Raw genomic sequence first — 14,489 nt, 5'->3', positions numbered from 1 at the left:
CCCGTCCGGCCGCTTGCACCAAGACTATGGCGATTTCGTTCGGTTATGCCCCGTTTGCCCGGATGGACCCGCACCCGACGGTACGGCTTTCAACCGTTCGGCACCCGTCCGAGGGCCCGGGAACCCGGCCGACGAAGAGCCCTGTGCGCGCCACCCGCTACTCGGCCTTCGTCCGCCGCGACAGCAGCCACGGCTCCACCAGCCCCAGCCCCCGCACCGGCCGCCGCCACATCGGCTGCAGGTGGAACCGCGCCCCCGTGTCCGGCGCGGGCACCGGCAGCCCGGAGGCGGGCATCCCGGCCGCCACCGACAGCGCCTCCGCCAGGCCGGGCCCCTCCGACTCGGCCGGACCGACGCTGCCGTGCTGCTCCAGCGCCGCGGCGAACTCCCCGTCGATCAGCACCGCGTCCTTGGGCGCGATCGAGGTGAGCCGGCTGGCCAGGTTGACCGTGGTGCCGAAGACGTCGCCCATCCGCTGGGTCACCGTCCCGAAGGCCATGCCGACCCGCAGCGCGGGGATGGTGTCGTCCTCGGCCAGCGCCTCGATCAGGCTGAGCGCGATCTCGGCGGCGGTGGACGGGTCCTCGGTGACGTAGAGGATCTCGTCGCCGAGGGTCTTGATGACCCGGCCGCCCTGTCCGGCGATCAGGTCCGAGCAGGTGTTCTCGAAGGTCTCGACCAGCTCGCCGAGCTCCTCCTCCTCCAGCCGCCGCGACAGCCGGGTGAAGCCGACCAGGTCCGCGAAGCCGACGGCGAGCCGGCCGCTGGTGATCTCGTTGTCCTCGGCGGCCTGCACCACCCGGCCGGTGACGGCGGCCAGCTGGCGCCGCCAGACGTACACCAGGAACTGCTCCAGCTCCGGCAGCAGCAGCTCGACCAGCGGGTACGCGACGTCGGCGCGGGTCAGCCCGGGTTCGGCGGACTGGGTGAGGTTCTCCAGGAAGGTGTCCATCTGCCAGCCGGCCAGCCGGGCCGTGGTCTGGCCGGTGGAGCGGGCCACCTGGATCGCCATCGACTCGCTGAGCAGCCCGGACTCGACCAGGCCGGCCAGGCGCCGCAGCGCGATCACGTCGCCGTCGGTGAGCGCCCGGGACTGGCCGATGTCGGGGAAGCCCATGGCGCGCCAGAACCGGGTGGCCAGCTCCATCGGGACGTCGGCGGCGCGCGCGGCCTGGTACGGGGTGTAACGGCGTGGCGCGTCCAGGATCAGGCGTTCCAGTTCGAGCGCGACCGTGGGGTCGTGGTTGCCCGCCGTCCCGCTGCTGCCGTCCTCTGCCACCGGTCCGTCCCCGTGCGGTTGCCGCACTTGCCTCGTGTCCTACCTGTCCGGGCGCACCGTCCGCCACCCGGGCGGACAGTGGCGCGCCTCACACCGCTGCCAGGTGGAATGTTCGCACGGAATCGCGTGATCCGGAGCATCCGCCCGAGTCAAGGAGAGGTGAAGACTGCCGTTCAGCGCGGCTCGGGGCGGACGTGCACCACGTCCCCCGCCCCGACCGCCCGGCGTGCGCCGTCGGCCGTACGGACCACCAGCCGGCCGTCCCCGTCGATCGCCACCGCCTCGCCGACCAGCTCGTGGTCGCCGGGCAGGTGCACCCTCACCTGGCGGCCGAGCGTGCTGCAGCGGTCCACGTACGCGCGCAGCAGGTCGCTGGCGTGCGGGTCCCCGGCCGCCGCCGTCCACTCGCCGTACAGCCCGGCGAACTCGCGCAGCAGGGCGCGCAGCAGGACGGACCGGTCGGTGGTCGAGGCGCCGGCCAGGGCGAGCGAGCCGGCGGTGGGGACGGGCAGCTCGGCGGCGCGCAGCGAGACGTTCAGGCCCATCCCGACCACCACCGCACCGCCGCTGAGCTCGGTGAGGATGCCGCCGAGCTTGCGCTCCGTGCCGTCGATCACCGCCTGGAGGTCGTTGGGCCACTTCAGCCCGACCTCGACCCCCGCCACCCGGTCCAGGGTGCTGGCGGCGGCCACCCCGACCAGGATCGGCAGCCAGCCGTACCGCTCGACCGGCACCTCCTCGGGGCGCAGCAGGAAGGACAGGAACAGCCCGGAACGGGCCGGGGCGGTCCACTGCCGGTCCAGCCGGCCGCGCGCGGCGCTCTGCGCCTCGGCGACCAGCACCGCGCCCTGCGGCGCGCCGGCCCGGGCCCGCTCGGCGAGGTCGCTGTTGGTCGAGCCGGTCTCGGCGACGACGTCCAGCGAGGTCCAGAGCCCGCCCGGCACGACCAGGTCGCGGCGCAGCACCTCCTGGTCCAGCGGCGGCCGGTCCAGGTCGGTCCAGGGGGACGGTCCGGTACGGCCGAAGCCGCGCAGTCCACTGCGGCGGGGGGTCTCGGGTGTCATGGTGGCAACCCTAGGACCAGCCCGGGCCACGGGCAGGACGGACCCGCAGAGGCGCAGTCCGCACCATCGTCCCGCAGAACGCTCGTTGACACACTGTGTCGATGACCATAACGCCAGGACATGACGGATCGCCCGGCGCGCTGGCTACGCTACGCAGCGGTAGTTCGCAGCGCCGCCCTGCCCTCCTGCGCGGGCCCCGTCTCCGGCCCGCGCGCACTCGAACAGGTCGCGGCCGATGATCAGGGAGAGCCACCGGATGACCGAGGCGCCGTACGACCCCCACACCACCGCCGGCAAGCTCGCCGACCTGCGGCGCAGGCTGGACGAGGCGGTGCACTCCGGCTCCGCCAAGGCCGTGGAGAAGCAGCACGCCAAGGGCAAGCTGACCGCCCGTGAGCGGGTCGTCGAGCTGCTGGACGAGGACTCCTTCGTCGAGTTCGACGAGTTCGCCCGGCACCGCTCGACCAACTTCGGCCAGGAGAGGAACCGGCCCTACGGCGACGGCGTGGTGACCGGCTACGGCACCGTCGACGGCCGTCAGGTCGCGGTCTTCGCCCAGGACTTCACCGTCTTCGGCGGCTCGCTCGGCGAGGTCTTCGGCGAGAAGATCGTCAAGGTGATGGACTTCGCGCTGAAGACCGGCTGCCCGGTCATCGGCATCAACGACTCCGGCGGCGCCCGTATCCAGGAGGGCGTGGTCTCGCTCGGCCTGTACGGCGAGATCTTCCGCCGCAACGTGCACGCCTCGGGCGTCATCCCGCAGATCTCGCTGATCATGGGCCCCTGCGCGGGCGGCGCGGTCTACTCCCCCGCGATCACCGACTTCGTGGTGATGGCCGACCGGACCTCGCACATGTTCATCACCGGACCGGACGTGATCAAAACCGTGACCGGCGAGGACGTCGGCATGGAGGAGCTGGGCGGCGCCCGGACCCACAACACCAAGTCCGGCAACGCCCACTACCTGGCGACGGACGAGAAGGAGGCGGTCGAGTACGTCAAGAGCCTGCTCTCGTACCTGCCGTCCAACAACCTGAGCGACCCGCCGTCCTACCCCGAGCAGGCCGACCTCACCGTCACCGACGAGGACCTCGAACTCGACGTCATCGTGCCGGACTCGGCGAACCAGCCGTACGACATGCACAAGGTGATCGAGCACGTCCTCGACGACGGCGAGTTCCTGGAGACCCAGCCGCTGTTCGCGGGCAACATCATCACCGGCTTCGGCCGGGTCGAGGGCCAGTCGGTGGGCATCGTCGGCAACCAGCCGATGGACCTGGCCGGCTGCCTGGACATCAACGCCAGCGAGAAGGCCGCGCGCTTCATCCGCACCTGCGACTCCTTCAACATCCCGGTGCTGACCTTCGTCGACGTGCCCGGCTTCCTGCCCGGCACCGAGCAGGAGTGGAACGGCATCATCCGCCGCGGCGCCAAGCTGATCTACGCCTACGCCGAGGCCACCGTCCCGCTGATCACCGTGATCACCCGCAAGGCCTTCGGCGGCGCGTACGACGTCATGGGCTCCAAGCACCTGGGCGCCGACCTCAACCTGGCCTGGCCGACCGCCCAGATCGCGGTGATGGGCGCGCAGGGCGCGGTCAACATCCTGCACCGCCGGGAGATCGCCGAGGCCGAGGCGGCCGGCACCGCCGACGAGAAGCGGGCCGAGCTGATCGCCTCGTACGAGGACACCCTGCTCAACCCGTACCTGGCCGCCGAGCGCGGCTACGTCGACGCGGTGATCGCCCCGAGCGAGACCCGTCGGCACATCGTCCGGGGCCTGCGGGCGCTGCGCGGCAAGCGCGAGGTGCTGCCGCCCAAGAAGCACGGCAACATCCCCCTGTAGGCACCATCCCTCTCGGGAGAGAACCAGCCATGTCCCCGATCCACGTGCTGCACGGGCAGCCGACCCCCGAGGAGCTCGCCACCGTCCTGGCGGTGGTCCAGGCCCGGGCCGCCGCCGCGCAGGCCGCCGCCGAGGCGGCGCGCCTGGCCGGCGCCGGCCCGGCCTCCCCCTGGAACGACCGCTCCCGCCTGCTCCGCCCCGCCGTCCGCCCGGGCGTCAACGCCTGGCGGACGTCCGGCTGGGCGCACTAGCCGGCCAGGAGCCGCTCCGGCCCGGAGTGGGAAGCCGGCCCGTCCGGCTTCCCACTCCGGGCCGCTCCACGCCCCCGTCCCGCCGCCTGTTCTGCCCGAAACCTGAGTACGGATACTCAGGCGTCCGGGCCCGCCCGCACCGCACTCTGGACGGGTGCTCTGGTCAGACCCCGAGGACGGGCCCTCGCCCGAGGCCCGTCGCATGCAGCAGCGGATGCAGCGGGCCGGCAAGGTGCTCGCCGCCATCGTGCTGGTGGGCTCCGTGCTGATCATGATCTCCCGGTTCTTCATCTGAGCCGTTTCACCCGAACGGCGGATGGGGCACCCCCTACCCTGGTGGGCATGACCGACCAGCGCGCCCTCGTCCTCGCCTCCGCCTCCCCCGCCCGCCTCGGGCTGCTGCGCCAGGCGGGGCTCGACCCCCGCGTGGTGGTCAGCGGCGTCGACGAGGACGCGATCAGTGCCGCCACCCCCGGAGAGCTCGCCCTCGTCCTGGCCGAGGCCAAGGCGAAGGCCGTCGCCGCCGGGCTGACCGACGGCGAGCTGGTGATCGGCTGCGACTCCGTCCTGGAGCTGGACGGCCGGGCCCTCGGCAAGCCCGCCGACGCCGCCGAGGCGCTGGCCCGCTGGCAGTCCATGCGCGGCCGCGACGGGGTGCTGCGCACCGGCCACTGCGTGATCGACACCGCGACCGGGAAGCAGGCCTCGGCGACCGCCTCCACCACCGTCCGCTTCGGCACCCCCGACGACGAGGAGGTGGCCGCCTACGTCGCCTCCGGTGAGCCGCTGCACGTGGCCGGGGCGTTCACCCTGGACGGCCGCTCGGCGCCCTTCGTCGACGGCATCGACGGCGACCCGGGCAACGTCATCGGCCTGTCCCTGCCGCTGCTGCGCCGCCTGCTCGCCGAGCTGGACCTGCGCATCACCGATCTGTGGACCTGAGCCGCGTTCCCCGGGACCGCGCGACCCGCTCCCGGCCCGATCCGTGGACCAATCAACCTGCCGCACCCGCCCGTTGGCCCTCTAAGCTGACGAGCGTTTCGAGCGGGGAGGGAACGCGGCGATGACCGACAGCGTGCTCAACGTGGTGCTGGGCCTGGTGGCCAGCGCCATCAGCGCCGGCCTCGGCTGGCTCGCGCAGGCCCTGCGGCGGAGACGGCGGCTGGAGCGGGTCCGAGCGTTCTTCGGCATGCCGCCCGGGGGCGAGTGCCTGCTGGTGGTGAACCGGCACACCGCCTCGACCAGTGGCAAGAGCGTCTCGCGCAACGATGTGTTCGCCCTCATGGAGCTGGCCGCGCTGATCAAGGAGTGCGGGGCCCAGGCCGACCTGGTCGGCCACGAGGACGTCCGCCAGGGCCTGGGCCACAGGGCCGAGTTCTGCCTCGGCGGCCCGTCCAGCAACGACCGGACGGCGGCGCACCTGGCCTCCTGGCTGCCCGGGGTGACCTTCACGGATGTGGGCGGTAGCGCCCCGGAGCTGTCGCTCGCGGTGGGCGGCGAGGAGTACCGGTACGAGCCCGGGTCCGCGCCCTCCGGTGGCCAGGCCTTCGCCCTGCTCGCCCGGCTGCACCCGTCGCCCGACGGCCGGCCCGCCTTCCTGGTGTCCGGGCAGACCGCGGTCTCCAATCACGCCGCCGTGCGCTTCCTGGTCGCCAACCACCGTCGACTCGCCCGGCAGTACGGCGGGACCGGCACCTTCGCCCTCGTCCTGCGGATCGTCAACCCGAAAGCGTACGGGCCGGACGTGGTGGAGCTCGCCGCCGACGTGACCGCCGAGGCGATGCGGCGCCCCGCGGCCGCCTCGACCGCGGCTTAAGCGGGCTGCGGGAAGGTGTGTTCCATGACACCGTCCCGCCACGCCGCCGGACGGTCACCGACCGTCGACCGCCTCGGCCGCACCGCACCGGCCGCGACCTGCGCAGTCGTCGACGGACCGTGATCGGGGCCCGATTTCTCATCACCGAGCGTGTGGGATAGTTCACAACCTGGGGCTACTCGCCGGTACTGCCCAGGAATCCATAAACTCAACGAGGTTCAAGAAGGGAGCCACAGTGCGCAAGGTGCTCATCGCCAACCGCGGGGAAATCGCCGTCCGCGTCGCCCGGGCCTGCTCGGACGCCGGTATCACCAGCGTCGCCGTCTACGCCGAGCCGGACCGGGATGCGCTGCACGTCCGCGCGGCCGACGAGGCTTACGCGCTGGGCGGTGACACCCCCGGCACCAGTTACCTGGACATCGCCAAGGTCCTCAAGGCCGCCGAGGACTCCGGCGCCGACGCCGTCCACCCCGGCTACGGGTTCCTGTCGGAGAACGCCGAATTCGCCCAGGCCGTCATCGACGCGGGCCTGACCTGGATCGGCCCGCCGCCGCAGGCCATCCGGGACCTCGGCGACAAGGTCACCGCCCGTCACGTAGCCCAGCGCGCCGGCGCCCCGCTGGTGGCCGGCACCCCGGACCCGGTCTCGGGTGCCGACGAGGTCGTCGCGTTCGCCCGGGAGCACGGCCTGCCGGTCGCCATCAAGGCGGCCTTCGGCGGCGGCGGCCGCGGCCTCAAGGTCGCCCGCACCCTGGAGGAGATCCCGGAGCTGTACGACTCCGCGGTGCGCGAGGCGGTCGCCGCCTTCGGCCGCGGCGAGTGCTTCGTCGAGCGCTACCTGGACAACCCGCGGCACGTGGAGACCCAGTGCCTCGCGGACAAGCACGGCAACGTGGTGGTCGTCTCCACCCGTGACTGCTCGCTGCAGCGCCGCCACCAGAAGCTGGTCGAGGAGGCGCCCGCGCCGTTCCTGACCGAGGCGCAGAACGCCGAGCTGTACCGCGCCTCCAAGGCCATCCTCAAGGAGGCCGGCTACGAGGGCGCCGGGACCTGCGAGTTCCTGGTCGCGCTGGACGGCACGATCTCCTTCCTGGAGGTCAACACCCGCCTGCAGGTGGAGCACCCGGTCACCGAGGAGGTCACCGGGATCGACCTGGTCCGCGAGATGTTCCGGATCGCCGACGGCGAGGAGCTCGGCTACGGCGACCCCGAGGTGCGCGGCCACTCCTTCGAGTTCCGCATCAACGGCGAGGACCCGGGCCGCAACTTCCTGCCCGCCCCCGGCACGGTGACGCTGTTCGCCCCGCCGTCCGGCCCGGGCGTGCGCCTGGACTCCGGCGTGGAGAGCGGCTCGGTCATCGGCCCGGCCTGGGACTCGCTGCTGGCCAAGCTGATCGTCTCCGGCCGCGACCGCAAGCAGGCCCTGGAGCGGGCCAGGCGCGCGCTGAACGAGTTCAAGGTCGAGGGCATGGCCACCGCCATCCCGTTCCACCAGGCGGTCGTCACCGACCCGGCGTTCGCGCCCGAGGTGCACGGCAGCGACGGACCGTTCAAGATCTACACCCGCTGGATCGAGACCGAGTTCGACAACACCATCCCGGCGTTCGTCGGCGGGGCCGGCGAGGCCGAGGAGGCCGAGACCCGGGAGACCGTGGTCGTCGAGGTCGGCGGCAAGCGGATCGAGGTCTCGCTGCCGTCCTCGCTGGGCGTCTCCACGGCCCCCGCGGCCGGTGCGACGGGTGCGGCCAAGGCCAAGCGCCGGGTGGGCGCCAAGAAGGCCGGTTCGGCCCTCAGCGGTGACACCCTGGCCTCGCCGATGCAGGGCACCATCGTCAAGGTCGCCGTCGAGGAGGGCCAGGTCGTCGCCGAGGGCGAGCTGATCGTGGTCCTGGAGGCGATGAAGATGGAGCAGCCGCTGAACGCCCACAAGGCGGGCACCGTCGTCGGCCTCAAGGCCGAGGTGGGCGGGAGCGTCAGCAGCGGCGCCGCGCTCTGCGAGATCAAGGACTGACCCGATCGGGCCGACGCGGATCAGGTCCTGACACCGCGTCCGTCAATTCTCGAACGGTCCGTACTCCCTTCGAAGGAGTACGGACCGTTCGGGTTTCCGGGCTCAACGCCCGCGCGGCAGGCCCATCTCGGCCAGCCGGACCGGCATCCCGCCCGGGCCCACCGGCCCGCCGTGGGTACCGGGACGGCGCTGGCCGGGCAGCGGGGCACCACCGGGCGGCGGGACGGGCCGACGGCCCACCGGACCGGGCTGGGTCTGGTGCACCGGGCCGCTGCCGGTGCCGTGCACCGGGGCGTCGCCGCCGGAGGCGACGCCGAGCGGGGCGAGGTCGATCTGCACCCCGCAGTCGGCGAGCGCGTCCAGCTCGCGGGCGGTGGCGTCGTCCGCGGTGGCCTGCTCGTCGGTGACCAGCCGGGTGATGGTCTCGGTGGCGACCGTCTGGAACATGCCGGCCGCGCCGAGCTTGGTGTGGTCGGCGAGGACGATGACCTCGGCGGCCGCCAGCACCATTGCCCGGTCCACGCTCGCGGACAGCATGTTCGCGGTCGACAGCCCGCGCTCGGCGGTCAGCCCGCTGCCGGAGATGAAGGCCTTGGTGACCCGCAGCCCCTGCAGCGACTGCTCGGCACCGCTGCCCACCAGGGCGTAGTTGGAGCCGCGCAGGGTACCGCCGGTCATCACCACCTCGACCCGGTTGGCGTGCGCCAGCGCCTGGGCGACCAGCAGCGAGTTGGTGACCACGGTCAGCCCGGGCACCCGGGCCAGCCGGCGGGCCAGTTCCTGGGTGGTGGTGCCGGCGCCTACCACCACCGCGTCGCCCTCCTCCACCAGTCCGGCGGCGAGGTCCGCGATGGCGCTCTTCTCCGCCGCGGACAGATGGGTCTTCTGCGGGTAGCCGGGTTCGCGGCTGAAGCCGCCGGGGAGCACCGCGCCGCCGTGCCGGCGGTCGAGGAGCCCTTCTGCCTCCAGCGCCCGTACGTCGCGGCGCACGGTCACTTCGGAGGTCTGGACGACGCGGGCCAACTCCCGGAGCGAGACGGCTCCGTTGGCGCGCACCATTTCGAGGATCAATTGGCGACGTTCTGCTGCAAACACAGAACCGACGGTAACCTGCGTGACCGTCTGCTTTCAGGCGTTTGCAGCTGGTAGCGGGAATTGCTCACGCAAGAGCGGCGCGTGACCGTACAATACGCGCCGCCGACCACCCGGAACCGCGCCCGCCGTCCGGGTGATGATCATGCCTGCGCGAAGGGCGGCCACCGATCGGCGGCCGCCCCAACTGTGCGCTCCGGGCTCAGGATTCGCCGGCGGACCGCTTGCGGATGTGCAGCTGCCGGGCGGCCTCGGCGGTCGAGCCGGAGACCGACGGGTAGACGGTGAAGGCGCTGGCCACCTGTTCGACCGTCAGATTGGCGTCCACCGCCAGCGCGATCGGGTGGATCAGCTCGCTGGCCCGCGGGGCGACGACCACGCCGCCGACCACGATGCCGGTGCCCGGACGGCAGAACAGCTTCACGAAGCCGTCCCGGATGCCCTGCATCTTCGCCCGCGGGTTGCCGCGCAGCGGCAGCTTGACCACGACGGCGTCCATCTTGCCGCACTCCACGTCGGCCGCGGTGTAACCGACGGTGGCGATCTCCGGGTCGGTGAAGACGTTGGAGGCCACGGTCTTCAGGTTCAGCGGCTGCACCGCGTCACCGAGCGCGTGGTACATCGCGATCCGGCCCTGCATGGCCGCCACCGAGGCGAGCATGAAGACGCCGGTGCAGTCGCCGGCCGCGTAGACGCCCGGGGCGCTGGTGCGGGAGACCCGGTCGACCTGGATCTGGCCCCAGTCGTTGAGCTTGACCCCGGCCTCCTCCAGGCCCATGTCCGCGGTGTTGGGGATCGAACCGACCGCCATCAGGCAGTGGGTGCCCTCGATCACCGTGCCGTCGGAGAGGGTGACCTCGACCCGGTCGCCGATCCATCCCTCCTCGCCCGCCTCCGGCGAGGAGGGTCCCTGTGTGCCTTCTGCCCGTGCCGAAATCCTCTTGACCGTTTCGGCCCGCGAACGGCCCATCACGTTCATGCCGCGGCGGCGGAAGACGTCCTCCAGCACCTCGGCGGCGTCCGGGTCCTCACCGGGCAGCACCCGGTCACGGCTGGACACCAGGGTGACCTTGGAGCCGAGCGCCTGGTACGCGCCGGCGAACTCGGCACCGGTGACGCCGGAGCCGACCACGATCAGCTCGCGCGGCAGCTCCTCCAGGTCGTACACCTGGGTCCAGGTCAGGATCCGCTCGCCGTCCGGCTGGGCGTCCGGCAGCTCGCGCGGGTGGGCGCCGGTGGCGATCAGCACCGCGTCGGCGCGCAGCGAGTGCACGGCACCGTCGGGGGCGTCCACCAGCACCTCCCGGGAGCCGTCCACGGCCTGCCCGCCGGCCCCGAGCCGCCCGCGGCCGCGCAGCACGGTGACCCCGGCGCGGGTGACGGACTGGGTGATGTCGTGGGACTGCGCGATCGCCAGGCGCTTCACACGGCGGTTGACCTTGCCCAGGTCCACGCCGATGACCTTGCTCTCGCGGTCCCCGGCGCCGTCCTGGTCGACCGTGATGCCCAGCTCCTCGTACGAGCTGTCGAAGGTGGTCATCACCTCCGCGGTCGCGATCAGGGTCTTCGACGGCACGCAGTCCGTGAGCACCGCCGATCCGCCCAGACCGTCGCGGTCGACGACGGTCACCTCCGCGCCGAGCTGAGCGGCCACCAGCGCCGCCTCGTAGCCGCCGGGTCCGCCACCGATGATCACGATCCGAGTCACGTACCCCATTGTCCCGCACACCGGGAGCGGCGCCACAACGGGGTCCGCGCTCGGTGGCTTCGTCCACTGGCCCCCGCCGCGTCCTCCGACCGGGCTACGCTGCACCCATGTCCCTTTACGCCGCGTATGCCACCAACCTCGATGCCCGGCAGATGACCCGCCGGGCCCCGCACTCCCCGCTCCGCGGCACGGGGTGGCTGGACGGCTGGCGGCTCACCTTCGGCGGCGAGCAGCTCGGCTGGGAGGGCTCGCTGGCCACCGTCGTCGAGGACGAGAAGGACCGGGTCTTCGTCTCCCTCTACGACATCGCGCCGATGGACGAGGAGGGCCTGGACCGCTGGGAGGGCGTCCAGCTCGGCATCTACCGCAAGATCAGGCTGCGCGCGCAGACCCTGGACGGCGACATCCCGGTCTGGACGTACGTGCTCAACGACTACGAGGGCGGTCTGCCCGCGGCCCGCTACCTCGGCCTGATCGCCGACGCCGCCGAGAGCGCCGGCGCCCCGGACGACTACGTGCTGGACCTGCGCCGCCGACCCTGCTGAGCGCAAGCCCTCCTTCCTGTGCGTATCGACAGAACCGGCCACCCGAAGAGCGCCGCCGAGCTGTGCCTTCGGGACAACCCGGTAACGATCCGGCATGCCGTACGCAGATCTTCTACGCGCGTAGCCGAAACCCGTCTATCCTCGTTCCCGTGAACGCTTCTCCTCAGTCGGTCGTCTCCGCCGACCCCTACGCCGCCGCCCAGGCCGCCGCCGAGCGCCTGCGCGAGCTGACCGGTGCCGAGCGGCACGACGTCGCCCTGGTGATGGGCTCCGGCTGGGTGCCGGCCGCCGACGCCCTGGGTGAGACCGTGGCCGAGTTCCCGGTCACCGACCTCCCGGGCTTCCCCGCCCCCGCCGTGGCCGGCCACGCCGGCAAGATCCGCTCGGTGAAGATCGGCGACAAGCGCGCCCTGATCTTCCTCGGCCGCAACCACTACTACGAGGGCCACGGCGTGGCCACCGTCGTCCACGGCGTGCGCACCGCCGCCGCGGCCGGCTGCGGCGTCATCGTCCTGACCAACGGCTGCGGTGGTCTGCGCCAGGGCTGGACCCCGGGCCAGCCCGTCCTGATCAGCGACCACATCAACCTGACCGCGGACTCCCCGATCGTCGGCGCCAACTTCGTCGACCTCACCGACCTGTACTCCAAGCGCCTGCGCGCGCTGTGCCGCGAGGTCGACCCGAGCCTGGACGAGGCCGTCTACGTCCAGTTCCGCGGCCCGCACTACGAGACCCCGGCCGAGGTCAACATGGCCCGGGTGATCGGCGGCGAGCTGGTCGGCATGTCCACCACCCTGGAGGCCATCGCCGCCCGCGAGGCCGGCTCCGAGGTGCTCGGCATCTCCCTGGTCACCAACCTGGCCGCCGGCATGACCGGCGAGCCGCTCAACCACGAAGAGGTCCTGGAGGCCGGCAAGGCCTCCGCCGAACGCATGGGCGAGCTGCTGGCGAAGGTCCTGGAGCGGATCTGACGCCTGCCGGGCGCAGAATCATGAGTGACGGGGCCCACGGGCGGCGTGATCCGCTGATCACGCCATCCCGCGGGCCCCGTCCGCATGTGCACACCTCTTCTTCCCTTTGCGCGGAACCCTCCGGCCGACACCCCGACGCACTTTCCGATGGAGCAGGCAAATGACGCAGGCACCCACCACCGACCTCCTCGCCCGGGCCCGTACCTGGCTGGCCGAGGACCCCGACCCGCAGACCCGTGAGGAACTGACCGCCCTGCTGGCCCGGGCCGAGGGCCCGGAGGCCGAGGAGGACTGCACCCTCGCCTGGTCCGAGCTCGCCGAGCGCTTCTCCGACCGCCTCCAGTTCGGCACCGCCGGCCTGCGCGGCGAACTCGGCGCCGGCCCGATGCGGATGAACCGCGCCGTGGTGATCCGGGCCGCCGCCGGGCTGGTCGCGTACGTGAAGGAGCAGGGCCTCGGCGACCTGGTCGTGATCGGCTACGACGCCCGGCACAAGTCGTACGACTTCGCCCGCGACACCGCCGCCGTGGTGGTCGGGGCGGGCCTGCGCGCCGCGCTGCTGCCGCGCCCGCTGCCGACCCCGGTGCTCGCCTTCGCGATCCGCCACCTGGGCGCGGCCGCCGGGGTGACCGTCACCGCCAGCCACAACCCGCCGCAGGACAACGGCTACAAGGTCTACCTGGGCGACGGCTCGCAGATCGTCCCGCCCGCCGACGCCGGGATCGCCGCCCACATCGACGCGATCGGCTCGCTGAACGACGTCCCGCGCGCCGAGGAGGGCTGGGAGGTGCTCGGCGAGGACGTCGTCGAGGCCTACCTGACCCGGGCCGTCTCCATCGTCGACGAGCACAGCCCGCGCGAGCTGGACGTGGTCTACACCCCGATGCACGGCGTCGGCCGCGACACCCTGGTCGCCGCCTTCCGCCGGGCCGGCTTCCCGGCGCCGACCGTGGTCGCCGAGCAGGCCGAGCCCGACCCGGACTTCCCGACTGTGGCATTCCCCAACCCGGAGGAGCCGGGGGCGATGGACCTCGCCTTCCACACCGCCGCCGCGGTCGGCCCGGACATCGTGATCGCCAACGACCCGGACGCCGACCGCTGCGCAGTGGCCGTCCCGACCGGCGGCAACGCGGGGGGCAGCGGCAACGGCTCGGCCGGCTGGCGGATGCTGCGCGGCGACGAGGTCGGCGCGCTGCTCGGCTCCGCGCTGGTCGCCAAGAAGGCCGAGGGCACCTTCGCCACCACCATCGTCTCCGCCACCCTGCTCGGCCGGATCGCCGAGGCCGCGGGCCTGGCGTACGCCGAGACGCTGACCGGCTTCAAGTGGATCGCCCGCGCCGAGGGCCTGCGCTACGGCTACGAGGAGGCGCTCGGCTACTGCGTCGACCCCCAGGGCGTCCGGGACAAGGACGGCATCACCGCCGCCCTGCTCGTCGCCGAGCTCGCCGCGACCCTCAAGAAGTCCGGCCGCACCCTGAGCGACCTGCTGGACGACCTCGCGCTGGAGCACGGCCTGCACGCCACCGACCAGCTGTCCGTCCGGGTGCGGGACCTCTCGCTGATCGCCGACGCCATGCGCCGCCTGCGCGAGCAGCCGCCGACCGTCCTGGCCGGCCTGACCGTCACCCGCGCCGACGACCTGTCGGCCGGCTCCGACGACCTGCCGCCCACCGACGGGCTGCGCTACTACCTGGCCGGCGACCCGGTCCGCTCGGCCCGGATCGTGGTCCGCCCGTCCGGCACCGAGCCCAAGCTCAAGTGCTACCTGGAGGTCGTCCTCCCGGTCGCCACCGCCGCCGACCTGGGCGCCGCCCGCGAGCGCGCCGCCGAGCTGCTGGCGGCGGTCAAGCGCGACCTCGCCGAGGCCGCGGGCATCTGACCTTCCGGCGTGGAAGGGCCCACCCGT

General features: G+C 72.8%; 13 protein-coding genes. 9 read left to right on the top strand and 4 right to left on the bottom strand.

All coding sequences use genetic code 11. The annotated features are described in order from the left end of the window. Positions 1-157: 157 nt before the first annotated feature. Both BOQ63_RS27355 and BOQ63_RS27350 read right to left on the bottom strand, forming a co-directional pair. On the bottom strand, positions 158-1,279 hold the full coding sequence (locus BOQ63_RS27355) for an adenylate/guanylate cyclase domain-containing protein (protein ID WP_046386475.1): 1,122 nt from the start codon (positions 1,277-1,279) through the stop codon (positions 158-160). A gap of 173 nt (positions 1,280-1,452) precedes the next feature. Then, positions 1,453-2,343, bottom strand: a complete 891-nt coding sequence (locus tag BOQ63_RS27350; protein WP_030281027.1) for a biotin--[acetyl-CoA-carboxylase] ligase — start codon at positions 2,341-2,343, stop codon at positions 1,453-1,455. A 235-nt stretch (positions 2,344-2,578) separates the two neighbouring features. On the opposite strand from BOQ63_RS27350, the gene BOQ63_RS27345 reads away from it, so the two are divergent. The 6 genes from BOQ63_RS27345 to BOQ63_RS27320 all read left to right on the top strand — a co-directional run bounded on the left by BOQ63_RS27345 (position 2,579) and on the right by BOQ63_RS27320 (position 8,267). Further along, a complete protein-coding gene (locus tag BOQ63_RS27345) occupies positions 2,579-4,189 on the top strand; it encodes an acyl-CoA carboxylase subunit beta (RefSeq protein ID WP_454130029.1) in 1,611 nt (536 codons plus the stop codon). Positions 4,190-4,218: 29 nt separating this feature from the next. Next, the gene (locus BOQ63_RS27340) at positions 4,219-4,440 is read left to right on the top strand and encodes an acyl-CoA carboxylase epsilon subunit (RefSeq protein ID WP_072655121.1); all 222 of its coding nucleotides are present in this window, start codon (positions 4,219-4,221) and stop codon (positions 4,438-4,440) included. A gap of 154 nt (positions 4,441-4,594) precedes the next feature. After that, positions 4,595-4,735 (top strand): morphogenic membrane protein MmpB, encoded by a 141-nt coding sequence (gene mmpB / locus BOQ63_RS27335; protein WP_167344906.1) that lies wholly within the window; start codon positions 4,595-4,597, stop codon positions 4,733-4,735. Between the two features lie 47 nt (positions 4,736-4,782). Then, on the top strand, positions 4,783-5,382 hold the full coding sequence (locus BOQ63_RS27330; RefSeq protein WP_030281017.1) for a nucleoside triphosphate pyrophosphatase: 600 nt from the start codon (positions 4,783-4,785) through the stop codon (positions 5,380-5,382). 121 nt (positions 5,383-5,503) lie between these two features. Continuing rightward, entirely contained in the window at positions 5,504-6,256 is a 753-nt protein-coding gene (locus BOQ63_RS27325; RefSeq protein ID WP_030281015.1) for a hypothetical protein, read from the top strand. A gap of 235 nt (positions 6,257-6,491) precedes the next feature. Beyond that, the gene (locus BOQ63_RS27320) at positions 6,492-8,267 is read left to right on the top strand and encodes an acetyl/propionyl/methylcrotonyl-CoA carboxylase subunit alpha (protein WP_030281012.1); all 1,776 of its coding nucleotides are present in this window, start codon (positions 6,492-6,494) and stop codon (positions 8,265-8,267) included. A gap of 102 nt (positions 8,268-8,369) precedes the next feature. On the opposite strand, the gene BOQ63_RS27315 is transcribed toward BOQ63_RS27320, so the two are convergent. Together BOQ63_RS27315 and BOQ63_RS27310 are read right to left on the bottom strand one after the other, a co-directional pair. Then, positions 8,370-9,362 (bottom strand): DeoR/GlpR family DNA-binding transcription regulator, encoded by a 993-nt coding sequence (locus tag BOQ63_RS27315; RefSeq protein WP_072655120.1) that lies wholly within the window; start codon positions 9,360-9,362, stop codon positions 8,370-8,372. Positions 9,363-9,561: 199 nt separating this feature from the next. Beyond that, positions 9,562-11,076 (bottom strand): NAD(P)H-quinone dehydrogenase, encoded by a 1,515-nt coding sequence (locus BOQ63_RS27310; RefSeq protein WP_030281007.1) that lies wholly within the window; start codon positions 11,074-11,076, stop codon positions 9,562-9,564. Positions 11,077-11,174: 98 nt separating this feature from the next. Here BOQ63_RS27310 and BOQ63_RS27305 point away from each other — a divergent pair, with 98 nt between their 5' ends. The 3 genes from BOQ63_RS27305 (at position 11,175) to BOQ63_RS27295 (ending at position 14,462) form a co-directional block, all read left to right on the top strand. After that, positions 11,175-11,612 carry a gamma-glutamylcyclotransferase family protein gene (locus BOQ63_RS27305; RefSeq protein ID WP_030281005.1) on the top strand — a complete coding sequence of 146 codons (438 nt, stop codon included), beginning with the start codon at positions 11,175-11,177 and terminating at the stop codon, positions 11,610-11,612. Between the two features lie 149 nt (positions 11,613-11,761). Then, complete coding sequence (locus tag BOQ63_RS27300; protein WP_030281003.1) at positions 11,762-12,583, top strand: purine-nucleoside phosphorylase; 822 nt, start codon at positions 11,762-11,764, stop codon at positions 12,581-12,583. A 160-nt stretch (positions 12,584-12,743) separates the two neighbouring features. Beyond that, complete coding sequence (locus BOQ63_RS27295; protein ID WP_072655119.1) at positions 12,744-14,462, top strand: phospho-sugar mutase; 1,719 nt, start codon at positions 12,744-12,746, stop codon at positions 14,460-14,462. Positions 14,463-14,489 lie beyond the last annotated feature (27 nt).

It is taken from the genome of Streptomyces viridifaciens, from assembly GCF_001888885.2.
In the GTDB taxonomy this organism is placed as follows: Bacteria; Actinomycetota; Actinomycetes; order Streptomycetales; family Streptomycetaceae; genus Kitasatospora; species Kitasatospora aureofaciens.
This window is presented reverse-complemented; position numbering and strand designations above follow the sequence as displayed.

Excerpts from the sequence above, each read along its gene's own strand:
- BOQ63_RS27340 (WP_072655121.1), top strand. The coding sequence starts at position 4,219 with ATGTCCCCGATCCACGTGCTGCACGGGCAGCCGACCCCCGAGGAGCTC.
- BOQ63_RS27305 (WP_030281005.1), top strand. The coding sequence starts at position 11,175 with ATGTCCCTTTACGCCGCGTATGCCACCAACCTCGATGCCCGGCAGATG.
- BOQ63_RS27295 (WP_072655119.1), top strand. The coding sequence starts at position 12,744 with ATGACGCAGGCACCCACCACCGACCTCCTCGCCCGGGCCCGTACCTGG.
- BOQ63_RS27345 (WP_454130029.1), top strand. The coding sequence starts at position 2,579 with ATGATCAGGGAGAGCCACCGGATGACCGAGGCGCCGTACGACCCCCAC.
- BOQ63_RS27310 (WP_030281007.1), bottom strand. The coding sequence starts at position 11,076 with ATGGGGTACGTGACTCGGATCGTGATCATCGGTGGCGGACCCGGCGGC.
- BOQ63_RS27330 (WP_030281017.1), top strand. The coding sequence starts at position 4,783 with ATGACCGACCAGCGCGCCCTCGTCCTCGCCTCCGCCTCCCCCGCCCGC.
- BOQ63_RS27350 (WP_030281027.1), bottom strand. The coding sequence starts at position 2,343 with ATGACACCCGAGACCCCCCGCCGCAGTGGACTGCGCGGCTTCGGCCGT.
- BOQ63_RS27325 (WP_030281015.1), top strand. The coding sequence starts at position 5,504 with ATGACCGACAGCGTGCTCAACGTGGTGCTGGGCCTGGTGGCCAGCGCC.